This window comes from Mycobacterium sp. NGS19 (assembly GCF_059813155.1).
Genome location: NZ_JCALEB010000008.1, coordinates 54052 through 73910, shown reverse-complemented (window position 1 = coordinate 73910; position 19859 = coordinate 54052). Strand labels below are relative to the sequence as shown.

Below are 19859 nucleotides of genomic sequence, written 5' to 3'. Positions count from 1 at the left end.
GGGTACGGCAATACTGGCTCTATGCAGCCTGACTTCGACGTTCTCATCATCGGCTCCGGTTTCGGCGGCAGCGTCACCGCCTTGCGATTGACGGAGAAGGGGTATCGCGTCGGCGTGCTCGAAGCCGGCCGGCGCTTCGCCGACCACGAGTTCGCCAAGACGTCCTGGCATCTTCGGCAATTCCTCTGGGCGCCGAAGCTGGGCATGTACGGCATCCAGCGCATCCACTTGCTGCGCAACGTGATGATCTTGGGTGGTGCCGGCGTCGGCGGCGGCTCGCTGAACTACGCCAACACGCTGTACGTGCCGCCGGAGCCGTTCTTCGCCGACCGCCAGTGGTCGCACATCACCGACTGGCGAGCCGAGCTGATGCCGCACTACGAGCAGGCGCAGCGAATGCTCGGCGTGGTCACCAACCCGACGTTCACCGACGCCGACCGCATCATGAAGGAGGTCGCCGACGAGATGGGCGTCGGCGATACGTTCACCCCGACGCCGGTGGGGGTGTTCTTCGGTCCCGACGGCAAAAAGGCACCCGGCAAGACCGTGGCCGATCCATACTTCGGTGGCGCCGGGCCAGACCGCACCGGTTGCATCGAATGCGGCTCGTGCATGACGGGCTGCCGCTACGGCGCCAAGAACACGTTGGTGAAGAACTACCTTGGCCTCGCGGAATCTGCTGGGGCGCAGGTGTTTCCGATGCGCACGGTCACCGGGTTCGAAGAACAGCCCGACGGCTCGTGGCGCGTCGACACCGTCGTCACCGGCCGGTGGGTGCGCCGTCAGCGAAAGTCGTTCACCGCGCGCCACCTCGTGCTGGCCGCAGGCACCTACGGCACCCAGCGACTGCTGTTCAAGATGCGCGACAAGGGCAAGCTGCCCAGGATTTCCGACCGGTTGGGCGTGCTCACCCGCACCAACTCCGAATCCATCGTGGGGGCCGGCCGCTACAAGGTCACCCCGGACCTGAACCTCACCCACGGCGTGGCGATCACCTCGTCGATCCACCCGACCCCCGACACCCACATCGAGCCGGTGCGTTACGGCAAGGGCTCCAACGCGATGGGTCTGCTGCAGACGCTGATGACGGACGGCGACGGGCCGGAGGGCACCGACGTGCCGCGCTGGAAGCAGTTCTTCCAGCAGGTCGCCGCAAACCCCCGCGGCACGATTCGGCTGCTCAACGCCCGGCGCTGGAGCGAGCGGACCATGATCATGCTGGTCATGCAGCACCTGGACAACTCGATCACGACGTTCACCAAGCGCACCAAGCTCGGCATCCGCCGCGTCACCAGCAAGCAGGGCCACGGCCAGCCCAACCCGACGTGGATCCCGGTCGGCAACGCCGTCACCCGGCGCGTCGCGGAGAAGATCGACGGCGTGGCCGGGGGCACCTGGGGAGAGTTGTTCAACATCCCGCTGACCGCCCACTACCTGGGTGGCGCCGCGATCGGCGACAGCCCGGAGACCGGCGTCATCGACCCGTACCACCGGGTGTACGGATATCCGACGCTGTCGGTGGTCGACGGCGCTGCGATCTCGGCGAATCTCGGTGTGAATCCGTCACTTTCGATCACCGCGCAGGCCGAGCGGGCGGCGTCGCTGTGGCCGAACAAGGGGGAAACCGACCTGCGGCCCGCGCAAGGTGAGCCGTATCGGCGCCTCGACCCGGTGCCGCCGAAACACCCGGTGGTTCCTGCGGACGCGCCGGCGGCGCTGCGGCGCTTGCCGATCGAGCCGGTCAGCTCGGCGGGCTGAGATCAGCCGCGGCGCCGACTCGGCTCCCGGCCCACCGGTTGCGGCGGAGGCGGCAGCAGCGCCTGGCGTTCCTTGATCGCGACGGTCGACGGGGAATCGGTGCTCAGCTTCAGCTCGTCGCCCGCGTGGCGGATGGTCAGTTCACCGTGGGGTCCGTCGCGCAACGCGTAGGTGACGTCGTCGTGGGTGACGCTGACCGTCAGCCGAAATCCCCTCCACCGCAATCGGAATCGCAGACCCGAGATGCCTTCGGGAAGGTGAGGGTCGAGCGATAGGACGCCCTCGTCGTCGCGCAGGCCGCCGAATCCGGCGACCAGCGCGGTCCACGCTCCCGCCAGCGAAGCCATGTGCAGGCCGTCGCGGGTGTTGGAGTGCAGATCGCGCAAGTCCACCATCGCGGCTTCATACGTGTAGTCGTGCGCGAGCTGCAGATGCCCTACTTCTGCGCACATCACCGCCTGCGTGCACGCCGACAGCGACGAGTCACGCACCGTGCGCCGCTCGTAGTAGTCGACGTTGCGGGCCTTCTGCTCAGGCGTGAACGCGTGGCTTTGCCAATGCATCGCCAGGATCAGGTCGGCCTGCTTGCACACCTGCGCGGGATACAGCCGCACGTACGGCGCGTGCATCAGCAGCGGGTAGGTGGTCTTGTCGGTGAAGTTCCACTCGGCCAGGGTGGTGAAGCCCTCGCACTGCTGATGCACGCCCAGCTCCTCGTCGTACGGGATGTGCGCGGCGTTTGCGGCGTCGCGCCAGGCCGCCATCTCTTCGGTGCTGACGCCCATCGCGCGGGCGGCGTCGGGGTGGCGCGCGCACGCCTCGGCCGCCGTGCGCAGGTTGTGGGCAGCCATCAGATTGGTGAACACGTTGTCGCGCACGATCGCGGTGTACTCGTCGGGACCGGTGACGCCGTCCAGATGCCACACGCCGTTGCGGTCGTGATGCCCGAGCGAGCGCCACAGCCGAGCGGTTTCGACGAGCACCGCCAGACCGCACTCCTTTTCCAGTGAGTCGTCGCCGGTGACGATGCGATACCGCTCGAAAGCCATTGCGACATCGGCCGTTACATGCCATGCCGCGGTGCCGGCGGGCCAGTAGGCTGAGCATTCCTGCCCGCGGATGGTGCGCCACGGGAAGCTGGCACCTTCGAGGTCCAGCTCGGCGGCGCGCTCCTGGGCCAAGTGCAGCGTCGAGGCGCGCCACCGCAGCGCGTCTGCGGCCGCGGACGGAGCGGTGTAGGTGAGCACCGGCAACACGAATCCCTCGGTGTCCCAGAACGCGTGGCCGTCATAACCGGTGCCGGTCAGTCCCTTGCCGGGAATTGCACGACGCTCGGCGCGCGCGCTGGCCTGCAGGACGTGGAAGAGCCCGAACCGCACCGCCTGTTGGCAGTCGGCATCGCCTTGGACCTCGACGTCGGCGGCGTCCCAGAACTCGTCGAGGTAGGTCCGCTGGCCGTCGAGCAATCCTTGCCACCCGCTGTAGCGGGCGCCGGCCAGCGCGGCAGCGGCCTGGTCGCGCAGTGCAGGCCGCGAGCGCAGGCTCGACCAGCCGTAGCCCAGATACTTGACGATCCGCAACTTCTGGCCCGGACGCAGCCCGCAGATCACGGTGGTTCGGGCCCAGTCTTCGGCGGCTTCGGTGTGCGACTCGACGCGCCCCGGCACTTCGATCTCGTGGTCCATGCCGGCCGCCATGACGAGCTCACTCATCCTGGTGCGGTGCAACAGGATTGCCCCGTTGTCGGTGGTCTCGTGCTGCACCGCCTCGAGCGGGTTCTTCAGGACCGCGGCCACCCGCGGATCGCGTGAGGTGCGTGGTTGGTCCTCGTTGGCGACGAGCTCGGATTGCACTGTGACGCGGACGAAGTCGTCGAGCGCCTCGACCACGTACTCGATGGCCGCCACACTGCGTTGGGCCAGCGACACCAACCTGGTGGACCGCAGCTTGATCTTCTTGCCGGCCGGTGACTCCCAGCGCGTGTTGCGGGTCAGCGTGCCGGCGCGCATGTCGAGAACCCGTTCGTGCGAGAGCAATTGGCCGTAGCGCACGTCGAACGGCTCGTCGTCCACCAGCAGCCGGATGATCTTGCCGTTGGTGACGTCGATGACGGTCTGGCCCGCTTCCGGATAGCCGAAACCCGCTTCGGCATAAGGCAGCGGGCGGCATTCGTAGAACGAGTTGAGGTACGTGCCGGGCAGCCCGTACGGTTCTCCTTCGTCGAGGTTGCCGCGTAATCCGATGTGTCCGTTCGACAATGCGAACAACGACTCCGACTGCGCCAGCCGCTCGAGATCGAGCCGCGTCTCGCGGACGTGCCACGGTTCGACCGGGAAGGCTTCGTGAGGAATCATGGGGACCCTAGAGCAGTTCGGCCAGATCGGTGACGACGACGTCGGCGCCGTTGCGCCGCAACGCTTCTGCTTGTCCGACGCGGTCGACGCCGACGACCAGGCCGAAGTTGCCGGCCCGTCCGGCAGCCACTCCCGAAAGCGCATCTTCGAACACGGCCGCTTCCGCCGGCGCCACGCCGAGTAGCTGGGCTGCTCGCAGGAACGAGTCAGGGGCGGGCTTGCCCGGAATGTGCTCCTCGCGCAACGTCACTCCGTCCACTCGCTGGTGCACGAATCTGTCCAGCCCCGTGACCTCGAGCACCTCGCGGGTGTTGGCGCTCGACGACACGACGGCGACCGACAGGCCGGCGGCATGCACCGCCTGCAGGTAGCGGCGCGATCCGTCGAACACCGTGACGCCGTCCTCGGCCAGAGTCTGCTGGAACATGGCGTTCTTGCGGTCGCCCAGCTCGATCACGGCGTCGTCGTCGAGATCGATGCCGCGGCTTTGAAGAAACGACCGCACGCCGTCCTCACGCTTCTTGCCGTCGACGTAGGTCTGGTAGTCGGCCGCCGCGTCGAACGGCACGAACGGCTCGCCCGTGCGGTCGGCCCGTTGGCGCAGGAATTCGTCGAACATCGCCTTCCACGCCTTGCGGTGCACGCTCGCGGTGTCCGTCAGCACACCGTCGAGGTCGAACAGACACGCCCGGATCGTGTCAGGCAGACCCAGCACACCGCCTCCTTCGTCCGCCAAGCATTCTCCGCTACCGGTACCCGCCCGAGCGGTTCTTTCACTCCCGCGCGCAGTGATTCGAACGTATGATCGATCGGGTGGGTGATCTTCGCGGGATCAGCTACAGCGGTCAACCGGTGCCCGAGGCGTTTCGTCCGGTGGAGCCGCCTGTTGCGGTGATGATCGACCTGGCCGCGCTGTTTCCCCGGGAGCCGCACCGTCGCGGCGGCTATCACCCGGCCGGGTTGCAGATGCACAAAGTCGTCGAGGGCCGATTGTGCTGCTGGGGGCTGTGCGAGCAGGGCCACTGGTGGGGGCTGGTGACATATCCGGTCAGCTACGGCGCCAACAGCCGTCCGGTGACGCATTGGGTGCCGGCCTGGATGCTGCGCCGCAAGGACTGAGGTCGCGGGCCGCCCATAGACTGGCCCGCGTGACAAAACCCCACGCACCCGGTCGACCCGTCTTGGTGGTCGACTTCGGGGCGCAGTACGCGCAGCTGATCGCCCGTCGCGTGCGTGAGGCAAGGGTCTACTCCGAGGTCATTCCACACACCGCGAGCGTCGAGGAGCTGAAGGCCAAAGAGCCGCAGGCGATCGTGCTGTCGGGCGGGCCGGCCAGCGTGTACGCCGACGGGGCGCCGCAGCTTGATCCCGCGCTGTTCGACCTCGGAGTGCCGGTGTTCGGGATCTGCTACGGATTTCAGGCGATGGCGCAGGCGCTGGGCGGCACCGTGGCCCGCACCGGCACCAGCGAGTACGGCCGCACGGAGCTGAAAGTCGTTGGGGGAGAACTACATTCGGGGTTGCCGGAGACGCAGCCGGTGTGGATGAGCCACGGCGATGCCGTCACCTCGCCGCCGCAGGGCTTCGACGTGGTGGCCAGCAGCGCCGGTGCGCCGGTGGCGGCGTTCGAGAACCGGGCTCGCGGGCTGGCCGGCGTGCAGTATCACCCCGAGGTCATGCACACCCCGCACGGCCAGCAGGTGCTGAGCCGGTTTCTGCACGAGTTCGCCGGCATCGACTCGGTGTGGACGCCGGCCAACATCGCCGAAACCCTGGTGGAGCAGGTGCGTGCGCAGATCGGCGAGGGGCGCGCCATCTGCGGGCTGTCCGGCGGGGTGGACTCCGCGGTGGCGGCCGCGTTGGTGCAGCGGGCGATCGGCGACCGGCTGACGTGCGTGTTCGTCGACCACGGCTTGTTGCGTGCAGGCGAGCGCGCCCAAGTGGAGCGCGATTTCGTGGCGGCGACGGGTGCGCGGCTGGTCACCGTCGACGCCGCGGAGCGCTTTCTCGAGGCGCTGACCGGAGTGCACGACCCCGAGGGCAAACGCAAGATCATCGGGCGGGAATTCATCCGCGCGTTCGACGGCGCGGTGGCTGACTTGGTGGCAGAGGGCGGTTCTGAGGTCAAGTTCCTGGTGCAGGGCACGCTGTACCCCGACGTCGTGGAGTCCGGCGGGGGAAGCGGCACCGCGAACATCAAGAGCCACCACAACGTCGGCGGGCTGCCGGCCGACCTGAAGTTCACGCTCGTCGAACCGCTGCGGCTGTTGTTCAAGGACGAGGTCCGCGCGGTCGGCCGGGAATTGGGGCTGCCTGAGGAAATCGTTGCGCGCCAACCATTTCCGGGTCCGGGTCTGGGCATCCGGATCGTCGGTGAAGTCACCGCGGCGCGGCTGGAGACGCTGCGGCGGGCCGACGCGATTGCCCGCGAGGAGCTGACCGCGGCCGGCCTGGACAACCTGATCTGGCAATGCCCGGTGGTATTGCTGGCCGAGGTGCGGTCGGTCGGCGTGCAGGGCGACGGACGCACGTACGGACATCCGATCGTGCTGCGGCCGGTGTCGAGCGAAGACGCGATGACCGCCGACTGGACGCGGGTGCCCTACGAGGTTCTGGAGCGCATTTCGACCCGGATCACCAACGAGGTGCCAGAGGTGAATCGGGTGGTGCTGGACGTCACCAGCAAGCCGCCGGGCACCATCGAATGGGAGTAGCGCAGCCGGCAATCGACAGTGTCAGTACTCCAGCCCCGCCCACGTTCCGTAGGGCACGAAGGGGTTGGTGCCGTACGGAACGAACGGGTTTGCGCCGCCGATGATGTGGTCACGCGGATAGACGGTTTCGGATCCGCCCGGGGGCAGCGCAACAGTACCGTCCGGACAAGCGCATGTGGTTGCCTGGGCGGCGCCATAGCTCGGCAGGAAGACGACGGCGCCGATTGCCCACGCCGTCGCCACCATGACGGTACCCACACGTTTGCCGATCATGTCATTCCTTTCGGTGCTGGATCAGGGATTTTTTCCGGCATGCCGGAAATGTCGGCGGCCGAATTCAGGATATATCGGTATGCGCTGAATTAAACGCGTCGGAGCCGAAAAGAGCTGGTGAGGCGGGTTTCTTCGCGATCCGGTTGGTGTTCTTACACGGCGCGATAACTGATCAGGTGGCGGATCTGTTGCCATGCTCGCAATTGTTGTGCCGAGCCACCGTGAAGTCACCTATTTCATGCTGAATTCATAATTGTTGCCCTTTGCGGAAGCATCAGGCAGCGTCGTGCGGGCAGTGCCGCGACCGGTCGCTTCGACACGTCCCGCCCTTGACGGTCCTCAGCCCTGAGGTGTTTACTCACTGTATCGAACATCAGTTCGAAACCAAGGAGTGACGGATGGTGCGGGAGGTGCTGCTGTGACAGCAGCGGCAAGCCTGGATCAGCGAGCGTTTGACCGCGCTGAACAGGTAGAACGCCTGCGCCGGCAGATCGCGGCGGTGTCCGGGAAGGTGGCCCGCGGTCACGCGGCACCGCCTCGGCCCGAGCGGGTGATGCCGGACGCAAAAAGTTTGCTGGCGATCCCTGGAGTGGGGGCTTTGCCGCGCGGTTCGGTGGTGGTGGCGTCAGGCGCGCGATCGCTGACGCTGCAAGTGGTCGCGGCGGTAACGGCGGCGGGCGGTCATGCCGCCGTGGTCGGGCAGCCCGATGTCGGCCTGCTGGCCGCCGTGGAGATGGGTGCGGACCTGAGCCGGCTGGCGTTGGTGCCCGATCCGGGCACCGATCCCGTCGAGGTGGCCGCGGTGCTGCTGGATGGAATGGATCTGGTGGTGCTCGGTCTCGGCGACCGGTCGGTGCCGCTGTCTCGGGCCCGAGCCGTGACGGCGCGGGCCCGCAACAAGGGCTGCACGCTTCTGGTCACCGGCGGCGACTGGCAGGGGGCAAAGGCGCGGCTGGAGGCACGGGTCAGCGGTTACGAGGTAGGCGGTCGCATCCGCAAGGTGCGGCTGGAGATCACCGCCGGCCGAGCGGCCTGGGGCCAGTCGGGCTGACGCGGTGTCATGTCCCGCGTGTTGGCAATCTGGTGCATGGACTGGCCCGCGGTCGCCGCCGCCAAGGCCGCCGGCCTGCCCGCCACCGCCCCGGTGGCGGTGACGCTGGCCAACCGCGTGGTCGCGTGCTCGGCGGCGGCTCGCGCGGCCGGCGTGCGTCGCGGGCTGCGCCGTCGCGAATCGCAGGCCCGCTGCCCGGATCTGCACGTGGTCACCGCCGATCCGGGTCGTGACGCGCGGTTCTTCGAACCGGTGACGGCCGCCGTCGACGACGTAGTGCCCCGCGCGGAGGTGCTGCGGCCCGGTCTGCTGGTGCTGCCCGTCCGCGGCGCGGCCCGTTACTTCGGCTCGGAATCCGCCGCCGCCGAGCGGCTGGTCGACACCGTGTCAGCGGCGGGTGCCGAGTGCCAGACCGGCATCGCCGACCAGCTGCCCACCGCGGTGTTCGCCGCCCGCGCCGGACGCATCGTCGAGCCCGGTGCTGACGCCGCATTCTTGGCCGGCCTGTCGATCCGCGAGCTGGCCACCGAACCGAGCCTATCCGGCGACGGCCGTGCCGACTTGGCAGACTTGTTGCGGCGGTTGGGTATTCGTACCATCGGCCAGTTCGCGACACTCTCGCGCACCGACGTGGCATCCCGGTTCGGCGCCGACGCGGTGGTGGCGCACCGGTTCGCTCGCGGCGAGCCGGAGCGCGGCCCGTCGGGACGCGAGCCGCCGGCCGAGCTCGACGCGGTGATGACCTGCGATCCGCCGATCGACCGCGTGGACGCCGCGGCGTTCGCCGGTCGATCGCTGGCCAGTCAGTTGCATCAGACGTTGATGTCCGCCGGCGTCGGTTGCACCCGGCTGGCCATCCACGCCGTTACCGCTAACGGCGAAGAGCTGCAACGTGTTTGGCGATGTGCGGAGCCGCTGACCGAGGACGCCACCGCAGACCGGGTGCGCTGGCAGCTGGACGGCTGGCTCAACAGCCGTACGGGTGACCGGCCCACGGCACCGGTGACGACACTGCGGCTGCAGCCCGTTGAGGTGGTCTCGGCCGAGGCGCTGCAGCTGCCGCTGTGGGGCGGTATCGGGGAAGAAGACCGGCTGCGAGCGCGACGGGCGCTGGTGCGGGTGCAGGGCCTGCTCGGACCGGAGGCGGTCCAGGTTCCGGTGCTGTCGGGTGGGCGCGGCCCGGCCGAGCGGATCACCCTGGTGCCGCTTGGCGACGAACTCGTCCCCCGAGCCGACCCGCGACAGCCGTGGCCTGGTCAACTACCGGAGCCGTCCCCGGCCGTGCTGCGCGACGATCCCGTCGAACTCCTTGACGCCCAAGGCAATCCAGTGCGAGTCACCAGTCGGGGGTTGTTCTCCGCCGACCCGGCGCGGCTGGTCGCACACGGCCGTGACGGGCCGCTGCGCTGGTGGGCCGGACCGTGGCCGGTCGACGAACGCTGGTGGGATCCCAGCGTCACAGCCGCCAGGACGGCCCGGGCCCAGGTGCTCGTCGACGGCGATCCCGGCGACGCGTTCTTGCTGTGCTACCGGCAGCGGCGCTGGTATTTGGAAGGGGTCTACGAGTAGAGCCGGCGTGCGAATGCCCCCACCCGCGAGATGAACCGGTCGAAGAACGCGCCGGGATCCACGTCGACACCCACCCGCGCATTCGGCTGCCGCCCCCAGCGCCCTGACCAGTCCGCGATCGTCATCCCTCGCGTCAGCGTGCCGGTCAGCTCCACATCGACTGTCGCCGTGCGCGTGAGCGCCACCGAGGGATCCAGCGCGACCGCGGCGGCCAGCGGATCGTGCAGATGCGCCAAATACCCTTCGCCCTGCTCGTAGTGGAACTCGAAGTAGAACCGCATGGCGTCCTCGAGCACCCGGATCAGTGGATTGGATGCCACCGACCGGGTACCGCGCGCGTCCAGCACGCTCATCGCCACCGTGGCCGAGTCGGCCGCTTCGGCCAGCCGCGTGAAGATCGCCGGAGTCATGACGATGTTCTCAGTGAGATTGAGCCCCAAGACAATCGGTAACTCCGGCGCCCCGCAGTAGGCAGCGAACACCTCGGCGGCCGCCTCCGGGTCGACGCTGACATTCCACTCCGCCACCACGTCGGTGTTGCCGCGATACTCGAACGAGCCACCCATGATCACCAGCCGGCGCAGCAGCCGCGGCAACTCCGGATCGGCCCGAAACGCCAACGCCAGGTTCGTCATCGGGCCGGTCACCAATCCGATCAACTCGCCGGGATGGGCGCGGGCGGCGCGCACCCACGCCTCGGCCGCGTCGTAGTCGGTGACCGGACGCCGACTCGTAGGCAGTTCTGCGTAGCCCAGGCCGAGCGGTCCGTGCGTGTCCTCCGCGGTGCGCAGCGGACAGCTCAGCGGCTGCTCAGTGCCCTTCGACACCGGAATGTCATCGGCCTTGCACAACTCCAGCAGACCGAGGTTGTTCTCGCAGACCTGGTGTACCGCAACGTTTCCCCCCGTCGAAGCGATGCCCACCAGCCGCGCCTCGGCGCTGGCGAGCAGGTACACCAGTGCCATCGCGTCGTCGACGCCGGTGTCGACGTCGGCGAAGATCGGCGCGGTCACCAGTGCACGCCGGGCACCAGACGCACTGCCCGCTTGACCGGCCGCGGCACCCGCAACCGGCGCACTGCCCGCGAGGGCGGCTTCGGATGGCGCGGCGGAGGCGGTGGATCGCGCTGCGGCTCGGCCACTCCGCGGGCTGCCGGCGAGTCGGGATATGCCAGATAGATCTGGTGCAGCACTCGCCGTGCGAGCTTGGGGGTGAAATAGTTGCCGGCCTCGGCGATCGTGCCGAACGGGTGGTCGATGCGTGGCGGCTTGTCCACCAACGCACGCACCACCATCGCCGCCGCCCGCTCAGGGCTGATCGGTTTCTGCGGATTCAGGCGCTGCGACGGTGCGATCATCGGCGTGCGCACCAGCGGCATGTGGATGTTGGTGAACGTGATGTGGTCGGAAAGCGTTTCGGACGCCACCACGTCGGAGAACGCATCCAGCGCGGCCTTGCTCGGGTTGTACGCGCTGTAGTTGGGGTTGCGTGCCTGCGCGCCCGCGCTGGACACATTGACCACGTGGCCGAAGCGCCGCTCGCGCCAGTGCGGAAGCAACGCCAGCACCATGCGGACAGCGCCGAAGTAGTTCACGGCCATGACCCGCTCGTAGTCGTGCAGGCGGTCCGTGGAGTTGACCACCGAGCGGCGTATCGACCGGCCGGCGCTGTTGACCAGATAGTCGACATGGCCGAACCGGCCGAGAATGTCCTTGACCGTGTGCTCCACCGACGACGAGTCGGTGACATCGCACGTGAAAGCATAAGCATGACCGTCGGATTCGCGGATCTCGGCCACGAGGTCGTCGAGCGCCGCCGCGTTGCGGCCCAGCGCGAACACCGTCGCACCCCGCTTCGCGACCGCAATTGCCGACGCCCGCCCGATGCCGCTGGACGCACCGGTGATGATGACGTGCCTGCCGACCAGGGGGCCGTCCGGGTGGTCGCGACGGGCCCGCTCGGGATCCAGATGCTCCGCCCAGTACCGCCACAGCACCGGCGCATAGGATGCGAACTCTGGCACCTCGATGCCGCTGCCGCGCAACGCTTCCCGAGTCGCATCGGAGGTGAACGTGGTGGGCAGGTCGGCGACGTCGAGCAGTTCTGCGGGTACACCCAGCTGCGTGACAGCGACATTGCGGACCGCCTTGGCTCGCCCGCGCAGCTTCATCACCGGCGCGGCCAGCGTGCCCGGCACACTGCCCACCAGTGGCGGCAACCCGGCAGCCCTCGCCACGCCGCGGTAAATACCTTGCAGTCCAATGGGTTCCGGCGATGTCAAGTGGAACGTCTGTCCGTCGCGATCTGCCAGGTGCATGAGATACACCAGCGCATCCACCACGTAGTCGACCGGCACGATGTTGGTGCGGCCGGTGTCCGGCAGCACGATCGGCGTGAACGACGGCAGCTTCGCGAGTTTGGCAAGCAGCCCGAACAGGTAGTACGGCCCGTCGATCTTGTCCATCTCACCGGTGCGGGAATCGCCGACCACCGCGCCGGGCCGGTAGATGCGGAAGCGCAGGCCGCGCTCGTCGCGGACGAGTTGTTCAGCCTCGAACTTGGTCCGGTGGTACGGCGACGGCAGCGTCTGGTCGACGTCGAAGTCGGCCTCGGTGTACTCGCCGCGGAAATCTCCCGCCACCGCGATCGACGACACGTGGTGCAACGTCGCGCCGAGCCGCTTGGCGAATGCGATCACCGAGCGGGTGCCCTCGACGTTGGCGGCGCGCTGCGCGGCCTCGGGCACGGTGATGTTGTAGATCGCGCCGCAGTGCACCACGTGCTCGACGTCGCTCAGGGTCGCCAGGGTCTCTTCGGTGAGCCCCAGACCCGGCGCGACGAGATCGCCCACCACGGGTTTCGCCCGCTCGCCCCAGTCCGCCGCGAGCCGTTCGAACCGCGACAGCGACGTGCGGCGCACGAGCACGCCCACCTCGTCGTCGGGTCGCGTCTCCAGCAGTTTCGACACCACACGGCGGCCTATGAACCCGGTACCGCCGGTAACGACATAGCGCATGGGAGCCATGGTCGTCTCCCGCGTCGGCAGGGTCAATGGTGTGTGACGGGCTCGGTCAAGCGCTTAGGCTCGCAGCCATGCCGCTCGACCCCAACGCCGTGGGCGCCAAGACGGATCCGACAGTCTTCGAATGGACCGACCGCGACACCCTGCTCTATGCGCTGGGCGTCGGCGCGGGCGTCGACGACTTGGCGTTCACCACGGAGAACAGTCACGGCATCGAGCAGCAGGTGCTGCCCACCTACGCGGTGATCGCGTGCCTACCGTTCGCCGCCGCAGCCAAGATCGGCACGTTCAACTTCGCGATGCTGCTGCATGGCTCGCAGCAGATCAGGCTGTTCGCGCCGCTGCCGCCGGCCGGAAAACTGAGCGTGGTTTCCGAGGTCGCCGACATGCAGGACAAGGGCGAGGGCAAGAACGCGATCGTCATGCTCAAGGCGACGGGCACCGACCCGGACACCAACACGGCTCTCGCCGAGACGCTGACCACCGCGGTGATCCGCGGCGCGGGCGGCTTCGGCGGGCAGCCCGGCCAGCGGCCGGTCGCGCCGCCGATTCCTGACCGGGAGCCGGACGCGAGGATCGCGCTGCCGACGCGTGAAGATCAGGCGTTGATCTACCGGCTCTCCGGCGACCGCAACCCGCTGCACAGCGACCCTTGGTTCGCCCGGGAAATGGCCGGGTTCCCGAAGCCGATCCTGCACGGGCTGTGCACGTACGGCTTCGCGGGCCGCGCGCTGGTCGCCGAGCTCGGAGGTGGCGACGCCCACAAGGTCACCGCCGTCGGTGCGCGCTTCACGAAGCCGGTGTTTCCCGGTGAGACGCTGACGACGTCGATCTGGCGGACCGACCCGGGACGCGCGGTGTTCCGCACCGAGGCCTCGAATCCCGACGGGTCAGACGCCCGGGTCGTCCTCGAGGACGGCACCGCCGAGTACGGCGGCTGAGCTCAGCGCCGGCCCAGGTATCCCTCTTGCACCACCGTGCAGACAAGCTGTCCGGCCCTGTTGTAGATCGCGCCGTTGGACAGCCCGCGTGCGCCGATGCCGCTGGGCGAATGTTGTTCGTAGAGCAGCCAATCCGAGAAGTCGGGCGTGCGGTGAAACCACATCGCGTGGTCCAGTGAGGCGATGCTGCCTGCCACCGGCGGACGTCGCGTCAGATACAGCACCGGATCGAGGATCGACCAGTCACTGATGTAGGCGAGCAGACCGTATGCGGTCAGGGGGTCGGCGGGCACGTCGCCCGGGGCACGAAACCACAGTCGGGCTTGCGGGCCCGGCGCGGCGGGGAGGTCCGCGGCCAGCAACGGCGGCGGGTCGACGTAGCGCATCTCCACCGGCCTCGGCTGCACCCAGAATCCGTCGAGCACGTCCGCGTAATCAGCGAGCTGAATCTCCAACGGCTGCAACGCTTCTGGCGGTGGCACGGCGGGCATCGGCTGCTGGTAGTCGATGCCGTCGACGGGCTCGCTGAACGACGTCAGCGCTTCGAGGATGACCCGGTCGTCGCCCTGGGTGACCGCAATCGCGCGAGCCGAGAATGTGCCGCCGTCACGAAGCCGGGTGACGGTGTACTGCAACGGTTTTCGCGGGTCACCTGGGCGCAGGAAATACAGATGCACGCTGTGCGGAACACGGTCGGGCGCGGTGCGCCCGGCCGCCATCAGCGCCTGCGCCGCCACCTGGCCCCCGAAGACTCGCGTGTTGCGGGTGTCGGCGGGCTGTGGGCCGATGAACGCGTCGTGACCGGCCGGTTGCAGGTCGAGCAGCGCCAGGATGTCGGTCAGCGTCTCGGCCACGGCAACGATCATCGCCGATCGCCGTCGGTGACGTTCGGTTAGCCCTGCCCGTAGCGCTGCGCGATCGTCGGGGAGTCCAGCCAGCCGGAGTACGTGGGTCTCTTCGGCCAGCCTTCGGGCCCTTGAAAGCGCCCATTTTCATCGCGATCTGCGGTGATTTCGGTGCGTTTTCCGGCGCTCAGCGCACGAAAACGCACCGTAATCGCCCGTGTGTGCTTGTGGTCGAACATCAGTTCGATACCATGGCTCGGTGGGATGGTTCACCGGGCCGAGCTGGGGCGAGATCGAGCGGGTGCTCAACAGCAAGCCCCGCCGCGCCGGCGCGCCGTTGGAGGATCCCCTTGACCTCGGTGGACCGGCCGCCTCTCGTAAACGCGGCGCCTACCTTCGGCCCGACGTCCAGCCGGCGTCATCTCAGGTGCCCTACGCCGAGTTGCATGCTCACTCCGCCTACAGCTTTCTCGACGGCGCCAGCACTCCCGAAGAGCTGGTCGAAGAAGCCGCCCGGCTGGACCTGCGCGCCATCGCGCTGACCGACCACGACGGCCTCTACGGTGTAGTGCGCTTCGCCGAAGCCGCCAAGGAACTGGGCATGCGCACGGTGTTCGGTGCGGAACTTTCGCTGTCGAACACCCCGCGCACCGAGCACCCGGACCCGCCCGGACCACACCTTCTGGTGCTGGCCCGCGGACCCGAAGGGTACCGGCGGCTGTCACGCCAACTGTCCAAAGCGCATCTGGCCGGCGGCGAGAAAGGCAAACCGCGGTATGACTTAGACGCGCTCACCGAGGCCGCGGGCGGGCACTGGCACATCCTCACCGGATGCCGCAAAGGCCATGTGCGCCAGGCACTTAGGGCCCATGGACCGGAGGCGGCCGAAAAGGCGCTGGCCGATCTGGTGGACCGGTTCGGGCAGAGGCGAGTCAGTATCGAGTTGACGACGCACGGTCAGCCGCTTGACGACGAACACAACGCGGCGCTGGCGGCGCTGGCACCCAAGTTCGGGCTTGGATGTCGCCGGCCAGGCGGCTCCGGGGTGGGCGTCGTCGCCACCACCGGCGCACACTTCGCCGAACCGTCCCGCGCGCGGCTGGCCATGGCGATGGGCGCGATCCGGGCTCGGCGCTCACTCGACGAGGCTGCCGGATACCTTGCGCCGCTAGGAGGTTCGCATCTGCGTTCCGGTACGGAGATGGCCCGGCTGTTTCCCGTAGAGGTGGTGACGGCCGCCGCCGACCTGGGCGAGCAGTGTGCGTTCGCGCTGGAGCTCATCGCACCGCAACTGCCGCCGTTCGACGTACCCGACGGGCACACCGAGGACAGCTGGCTGCGGCATCTGACCATGGCAGGAGCACGTGAGCGGTATGGACCGCCGGAGCGGGCATCGCGGGCCTACGCGCAGATCGAACATGAGCTCGAGGTGATCAAGGCGCTGAAGTTCCCGGGGTATTTCCTTGTGGTGCATGACATCACACGGTTCTGCCGCCAGAATGGCATCCTGTGTCAGGGCCGGGGATCGGCGGCCAACTCCGCGGTCTGCTATGCGCTCGGGGTCACCGCCGTCGACCCGGTGGCCAACGAGTTGCTGTTCGAGCGGTTCCTGTCACCCGAACGCGACGGGCCGCCCGACATCGACATCGACATCGAGTCGGACCTGCGTGAGAAGGCGATCCAGTACGTCTACGACCGCTACGGCCGTGACTACGCCGCGCAGGTGGCCAACGTCATCACCTACCGCGGCCGCAGTGCGGTACGGGATATGGCTCGCGCGCTTGGGTTTTCGCAAGGGCAGCAGGATGCGTGGAGCAAGCAGATCAGCCGGTGGAACGGGGTTCGCCCAGAAAATGGGGCACAGTCCCCCGATGTGGCAGACATTCCTGAGCCGGTGATCGACCTTGCGCTGCAGATCTCCAACCTGCCCCGGCACATGGGCATCCACTCGGGCGGCATGGTGATCTGCGACCGGCCCATCGCCGACGTGTGCCCGGTGGAATGGGCCCGCATGGAGAACCGCAGTGTACTGCAATGGGACAAAGACGACTGTGCGGCAATCGGTTTGGTGAAATTCGACATGCTCGGCCTCGGCATGCTCTCGGCGCTTCACTACGCGATCGATCTGGTGCGCGAGCACAAGGGTATCGACGTGGACCTGGCCAAGCTCGATCTATCCGAACCCGCCGTTTACGAGATGCTGCAGAAGGCCGACTCGGTCGGTGTGTTCCAGGTGGAGTCGCGCGCGCAGATGGCCACGCTGCCGCGCCTGCGGCCCCGGATGTTCTACGACCTCGTGGTCGAGGTGGCGCTGATCCGGCCCGGCCCGATCCAGGGCGGCTCGGTGCACCCGTACATCAAACGCCGCAACGGCGAAGAGCCCGTCACCTACGACCACCCGTCGATGGAGCCGGCGCTGCGAAAGACGTTGGGAGTGCCGCTGTTCCAGGAACAGCTGATGCAGCTGGCGGTCGACTGCGCCGGGTTCACCGCTGCCGAGGCCGACCAGCTGCGACGTGCGATGGGCTCCAAACGCTCCACCCAAAAGATGCAGCGGCTCAAGGGCCGGTTCTACGACGGCATGCGCCAGCGCCACGGCATCACCGGCGAGGTCGCCGACCGGATTTACGAAAAACTGGAGGCGTTCGCCAACTTCGGCTTCCCGGAAAGCCATTCGCTGAGCTTCGCATCGCTGGTGTTCTACTCGTCGTGGTTCAAGCTGCACCACCCGGCGGCGTTCTGCGCGGCGCTGCTGCGCGCGCAGCCGATGGGCTTCTACTCCCCGCAGTCACTGGTCGCCGACGCCCGTCGGCACGGGGTCGTCGTCCACTCACCCGACGTCAACGCCAGCCTCGCGCACGCCACGCTGGAAAACCGCGGCACCGAGGTGCGGCTGGGGCTGGGGGCGGTCCGCCATATCGGTGACGAGCTGGCGCAGGCGATCGTCGACGAGCGAAAAGCCAACGGGCCGTTCGCTTCTCTTCTCGACCTGACGTCGCGCGTGCAGCTGAGTGTGCCGCAGACCGAGGCGCTGGCCACGGCCGGCGCGCTGGGCTGTTTCGGGGTCAGCCGCCGAGAAGCGCTGTGGGCGGCCGGAGCGGCGGCCACCCAACGGCCCGATCGGCTACCGGGCGTCGGGTCGTCGTCGCACATCCCGTCGCTGCCGGGCATGACGGAACTGGAGCTGTCGGCGGCCGACGTGTGGGCCACCGGGATATCCCCGGACAGCTATCCGACGCAGTTCCTGCGTGAGCATCTCGACGCGCTCGGGGTCATTCCCGCCGACCAGTTGTTGAATGTGCCCGACGGCACCCGGGTGCTGATCGCCGGGGCTGTGACGCATCGTCAGCGGCCCGGCACTGCACGGGGAGTGACCTTTTTGAACCTCGAGGACGAAACCGGAATGGTCAACGTACTGTGCACGCCGGGGGTGTGGGCACGGCACCGTCGCGTCGCGCAGACCGCCCCGGCCATGCTGATCCGCGGCCAGCTGCAGAACGCCACCGGCGCGGTCACCGTGGTGGCCGAGCGGATCGGCCGCATCGAGCTGGCGATCGGCTCGAAGTCCCGCGACTTCCGGTGATTTCGGTGCGCTAACCGGCGCTCAGCGCACGTTAGCGCACCGAAATCGCTACTCGGCGGTCGGTGTGGTCCAGACCCGCTCGACGTTGATCCTCAGCCGTGTGCTGTACGCGGCGATCGCCTCTGTCAGCCCGAACTGCTCCGCGTCCGCGCGGTACTTCTCCCAATACGGCCCGTCTTGGCGGGGGTCGACGCCCACCTCGTCGACCACCGCGTTGCCACCGACGACGACGATCCCGCCGCCGTTGCCGTCAGAGTCCAGGTTCAGGCTCACTCGCGACCGCGCCTCGATGTGAGAAACCTTGGCGGCGTTGGGCATTGAGTACACGATCAGGTCGTCGCCGTCGAAGTAGAACCACACCAGCCGCGGGACGGGTTGCCCCGACTTCGCGACGGTGGTCAACCACCCGTAGTGGTCGTTGGAGAGCCTGTCGGTGACTTCTGGTGTCAGTTCGGCCATGAAGCGAATGTAGTCTCCACAAGATGGCCCCCCTCAATCTTTCCGTCGACGAACTGCTGACCACCACACGATCGGTACGCAAGCGCCTCGATTTCGACAAGCCGGTGCCGCGGGAGTTGCTGTTGGAGTGCCTCGAGCTGGCAATCCAGGCGCCGACCGGCTCCAACCAGCAGGGCTGGCAGTGGGTGTTCGTCGAGGACGCCGACAAAAAGAAGGCGCTCGCCGACATCTACCGCAAGAACTTCCAGTGGTACGGCGCGCAGCCCGGTCCCGAGTACGCCGAAGGCGACACCCGCGCCGAGCGGCGCGACCGAGTGGTCTCGTCGGCCATGTATCTGGCCGAGCACATGCACGAGGCGCCGGTGCTGCTGATCCCGTGCTTGCAGGGCACGGTCGAAGACGCGTCGCAGAGCCCGGCGTCGTTCTGGGGGTCGCTGCTTCCGGCCGCGTGGAGCTACATGCTGGCGCTGCGGTCGCGTGGGCTCGGGTCGGCGTGGACGACGCTGCATCTGATCAACGGCGGCGAAGAGCAGGCGGCTGAGCTGCTCGGCATCCCCTACGAGGACTACCGCCAGGGTGGGCTGTTTCCGATCGCCTACACGAAGGGCACCGACTTCAAGCCGGCCAAGCGGCTGCCGGTCGAGCAGATCGTGCATTTCGACAGTTGGTGACGCCGAGCGCGGTCGGCCTCGAAACTCAGCGGCCTCCGGCAAACCCGTGCTGGCGCCACGCCTCGTACACGGCGACGGCCGCGGCATTGGACAGATTCAACGATCGGCGCCCGGGGATCATCGGAATCCGTACTGCGGCGGTGACATGCGGGTCCGTCAGCGTCTGCGCGTCCAGCCCCGTCGGCTCCGGGCCGAACAACAGCACGTCACCGGGCTGGTAGCTGATATCGGCGAACGACGCCGCCGCGTGGGCGGTGAAGGCGAACACGCGTGCCGGCCAAACCGCCCGCCATGCGTCGGCCAGGGATGCGTGCACAGTGACGGATGCGAGGTCGTGGTAGTCGAGTCCGGCGCGTCGGAGCTTCGGCTCGGACAGGTCGAACCCGAGCGGCTCGACGAGGTGCAACTCGCAGCCGGTGGCCGCCACCATCCGAATTGCGTTGCCTGTGTTCGGCGCGATCCGCGGCGAGAAGAACATCACCTTGAACAACGGCTGAGCACGATCGAGGTCGTCACTTGCATTGCATCCGATCGTATTCGCCTCCGGCGACGGGCCGGACTCGGACGAGCGTCAACGTAGAAATTCGGATCGCAGTGTGCAAAAGGACAGGCGCACGAA

At 68.0% G+C, this 19859-nt stretch carries 16 protein-coding genes and 1 pseudogene; 8 read left to right on the top strand and 9 right to left on the bottom strand.

Annotation, left to right across the window (positions count from 1 at the left end; all coding sequences use genetic code 11):
• The first annotated feature begins 21 nt into the window (after window positions 1-21).
• Window positions 22-1758 (top strand): FAD-dependent oxidoreductase, encoded by a 1737-nt coding sequence (locus AC5Y4N_RS20455; RefSeq protein ID WP_499911418.1) that lies wholly within the window; start codon window positions 22-24, stop codon window positions 1756-1758.
• A 2-nt stretch (window positions 1759-1760) separates the two neighbouring features.
• Here the strand turns inward: AC5Y4N_RS20455 and AC5Y4N_RS20450 are convergent, their stop codons facing one another.
• Complete coding sequence (locus AC5Y4N_RS20450; RefSeq protein WP_499911420.1) at window positions 1761-4112, bottom strand: glycoside hydrolase family 65 protein; 2352 nt, start codon at window positions 4110-4112, stop codon at window positions 1761-1763.
• Window positions 4113-4119: 7 nt separating this feature from the next.
• Window positions 4120-4848 carry a beta-phosphoglucomutase family hydrolase gene (locus AC5Y4N_RS20445; protein WP_499911422.1) on the bottom strand — a complete coding sequence of 243 codons (729 nt, stop codon included), beginning with the start codon at window positions 4846-4848 and terminating at the stop codon, window positions 4120-4122.
• Between the two features lie 65 nt (window positions 4849-4913).
• Here AC5Y4N_RS20445 and AC5Y4N_RS20440 point away from each other — a divergent pair, with 65 nt between their 5' ends.
• The gene (locus tag AC5Y4N_RS20440) at window positions 4914-5231 is read left to right on the top strand and encodes a hypothetical protein (protein WP_499911424.1); all 318 of its coding nucleotides are present in this window, start codon (window positions 4914-4916) and stop codon (window positions 5229-5231) included.
• A gap of 29 nt (window positions 5232-5260) precedes the next feature.
• Window positions 5261-6826 (top strand): glutamine-hydrolyzing GMP synthase, encoded by a 1566-nt coding sequence (gene guaA / locus AC5Y4N_RS20435; RefSeq protein ID WP_499911426.1) that lies wholly within the window; start codon window positions 5261-5263, stop codon window positions 6824-6826.
• Window positions 6827-6847: 21 nt separating this feature from the next.
• Here the strand turns inward: guaA and AC5Y4N_RS20430 are convergent, their stop codons facing one another.
• Entirely contained in the window at window positions 6848-7099 is a 252-nt protein-coding gene (locus tag AC5Y4N_RS20430; protein WP_499911428.1) for a hypothetical protein, read from the bottom strand.
• A 418-nt stretch (window positions 7100-7517) separates the two neighbouring features.
• On the opposite strand from AC5Y4N_RS20430, the gene imuA' reads away from it, so the two are divergent.
• Both imuA' and AC5Y4N_RS20420 read left to right on the top strand, forming a co-directional pair.
• Window positions 7518-8150 carry a DnaE2-dependent mutagenesis accessory factor ImuA' gene (gene imuA', locus AC5Y4N_RS20425; protein WP_499911430.1) on the top strand — a complete coding sequence of 211 codons (633 nt, stop codon included), beginning with the start codon at window positions 7518-7520 and terminating at the stop codon, window positions 8148-8150.
• A 9-nt stretch (window positions 8151-8159) separates the two neighbouring features.
• A complete protein-coding gene (locus tag AC5Y4N_RS20420) occupies window positions 8160-9719 on the top strand; it encodes a DNA polymerase Y family protein (RefSeq protein ID WP_499911432.1) in 1560 nt (519 codons plus the stop codon).
• Here AC5Y4N_RS20420 and AC5Y4N_RS20415 read toward each other — a convergent pair.
• The gene (locus AC5Y4N_RS20415; protein ID WP_499911434.1) at window positions 9710-10732 is read right to left on the bottom strand and encodes a nucleoside hydrolase; all 1023 of its coding nucleotides are present in this window, start codon (window positions 10730-10732) and stop codon (window positions 9710-9712) included. The two genes, AC5Y4N_RS20420 and AC5Y4N_RS20415, sit on opposite strands and share 10 nt — an antisense overlap.
• Window positions 10729-12735, bottom strand: coding sequence for an SDR family oxidoreductase (locus AC5Y4N_RS20410; protein WP_499911541.1), 2007 nt, complete (start codon window positions 12733-12735; stop codon window positions 10729-10731). The genes AC5Y4N_RS20415 and AC5Y4N_RS20410 overlap by 4 nt, the downstream gene beginning before the upstream one ends.
• Window positions 12736-12812: 77 nt before the next feature.
• Between AC5Y4N_RS20410 and AC5Y4N_RS20405 the strand changes: the two genes are divergently transcribed.
• Window positions 12813-13682, top strand: coding sequence for a MaoC family dehydratase (locus AC5Y4N_RS20405; RefSeq protein WP_499911436.1), 870 nt, complete (start codon window positions 12813-12815; stop codon window positions 13680-13682).
• A gap of 2 nt (window positions 13683-13684) precedes the next feature.
• On the opposite strand, the gene AC5Y4N_RS20400 is transcribed toward AC5Y4N_RS20405, so the two are convergent.
• Both AC5Y4N_RS20400 and AC5Y4N_RS20395 read right to left on the bottom strand, forming a co-directional pair.
• The gene (locus AC5Y4N_RS20400; protein WP_499911438.1) at window positions 13685-14536 is read right to left on the bottom strand and encodes an acyl-CoA thioesterase; all 852 of its coding nucleotides are present in this window, start codon (window positions 14534-14536) and stop codon (window positions 13685-13687) included.
• A gap of 38 nt (window positions 14537-14574) precedes the next feature.
• A pseudogene (locus tag AC5Y4N_RS20395) lies at window positions 14575-14655 on the bottom strand (DUF899 domain-containing protein); the annotation flags it as partial.
• Between the two features lie 131 nt (window positions 14656-14786).
• Here AC5Y4N_RS20395 and AC5Y4N_RS20390 point away from each other — a divergent pair.
• Entirely contained in the window at window positions 14787-18110 is a 3324-nt protein-coding gene (locus AC5Y4N_RS20390) for an error-prone DNA polymerase (RefSeq protein ID WP_499911440.1), read from the top strand.
• A gap of 48 nt (window positions 18111-18158) precedes the next feature.
• Here AC5Y4N_RS20390 and AC5Y4N_RS20385 read toward each other — a convergent pair whose 3' ends face one another.
• A complete protein-coding gene (locus AC5Y4N_RS20385) occupies window positions 18159-18569 on the bottom strand; it encodes a TIGR03667 family PPOX class F420-dependent oxidoreductase (RefSeq protein ID WP_499911442.1) in 411 nt (136 codons plus the stop codon).
• 23 nt (window positions 18570-18592) lie between these two features.
• Between AC5Y4N_RS20385 and AC5Y4N_RS20380 the strand changes: the two genes are divergently transcribed.
• Entirely contained in the window at window positions 18593-19240 is a 648-nt protein-coding gene (locus tag AC5Y4N_RS20380; RefSeq protein WP_499911444.1) for a nitroreductase family protein, read from the top strand.
• A gap of 25 nt (window positions 19241-19265) precedes the next feature.
• Here the strand turns inward: AC5Y4N_RS20380 and AC5Y4N_RS20375 are convergent, their stop codons facing one another.
• Complete coding sequence (locus AC5Y4N_RS20375) at window positions 19266-19718, bottom strand: tRNA (cytidine(34)-2'-O)-methyltransferase (protein ID WP_499911446.1); 453 nt, start codon at window positions 19716-19718, stop codon at window positions 19266-19268.
• Window positions 19719-19859 lie beyond the last annotated feature (141 nt).

What these genes read in the sequence shown, in the direction of transcription:
- AC5Y4N_RS20455 (WP_499911418.1), top strand. Translation starts at nt 22, where the DNA reads ATGCAGCCTGACTTCGACGTTCTCATCATCGGCTCCGGTTTCGGCGGC.
- AC5Y4N_RS20450 (WP_499911420.1), bottom strand. Translation starts at nt 4,112, where the DNA reads ATGATTCCTCACGAAGCCTTCCCGGTCGAACCGTGGCACGTCCGCGAG.
- AC5Y4N_RS20440 (WP_499911424.1), top strand. Translation starts at nt 4,914, where the DNA reads ATGATCGATCGGGTGGGTGATCTTCGCGGGATCAGCTACAGCGGTCAA.
- AC5Y4N_RS20430 (WP_499911428.1), bottom strand. Translation starts at nt 7,099, where the DNA reads ATGATCGGCAAACGTGTGGGTACCGTCATGGTGGCGACGGCGTGGGCA.
- AC5Y4N_RS20420 (WP_499911432.1), top strand. Translation starts at nt 8,160, where the DNA reads ATGTCCCGCGTGTTGGCAATCTGGTGCATGGACTGGCCCGCGGTCGCC.
- AC5Y4N_RS20410 (WP_499911541.1), bottom strand. Translation starts at nt 12,735, where the DNA reads ATGCGCTATGTCGTTACCGGCGGTACCGGGTTCATAGGCCGCCGTGTG.
- AC5Y4N_RS20405 (WP_499911436.1), top strand. Translation starts at nt 12,813, where the DNA reads ATGCCGCTCGACCCCAACGCCGTGGGCGCCAAGACGGATCCGACAGTC.
- AC5Y4N_RS20385 (WP_499911442.1), bottom strand. Translation starts at nt 18,569, where the DNA reads ATGGCCGAACTGACACCAGAAGTCACCGACAGGCTCTCCAACGACCAC.
- AC5Y4N_RS20380 (WP_499911444.1), top strand. Translation starts at nt 18,593, where the DNA reads ATGGCCCCCCTCAATCTTTCCGTCGACGAACTGCTGACCACCACACGA.
- AC5Y4N_RS20375 (WP_499911446.1), bottom strand. Translation starts at nt 19,718, where the DNA reads ATGTTCTTCTCGCCGCGGATCGCGCCGAACACAGGCAACGCAATTCGG.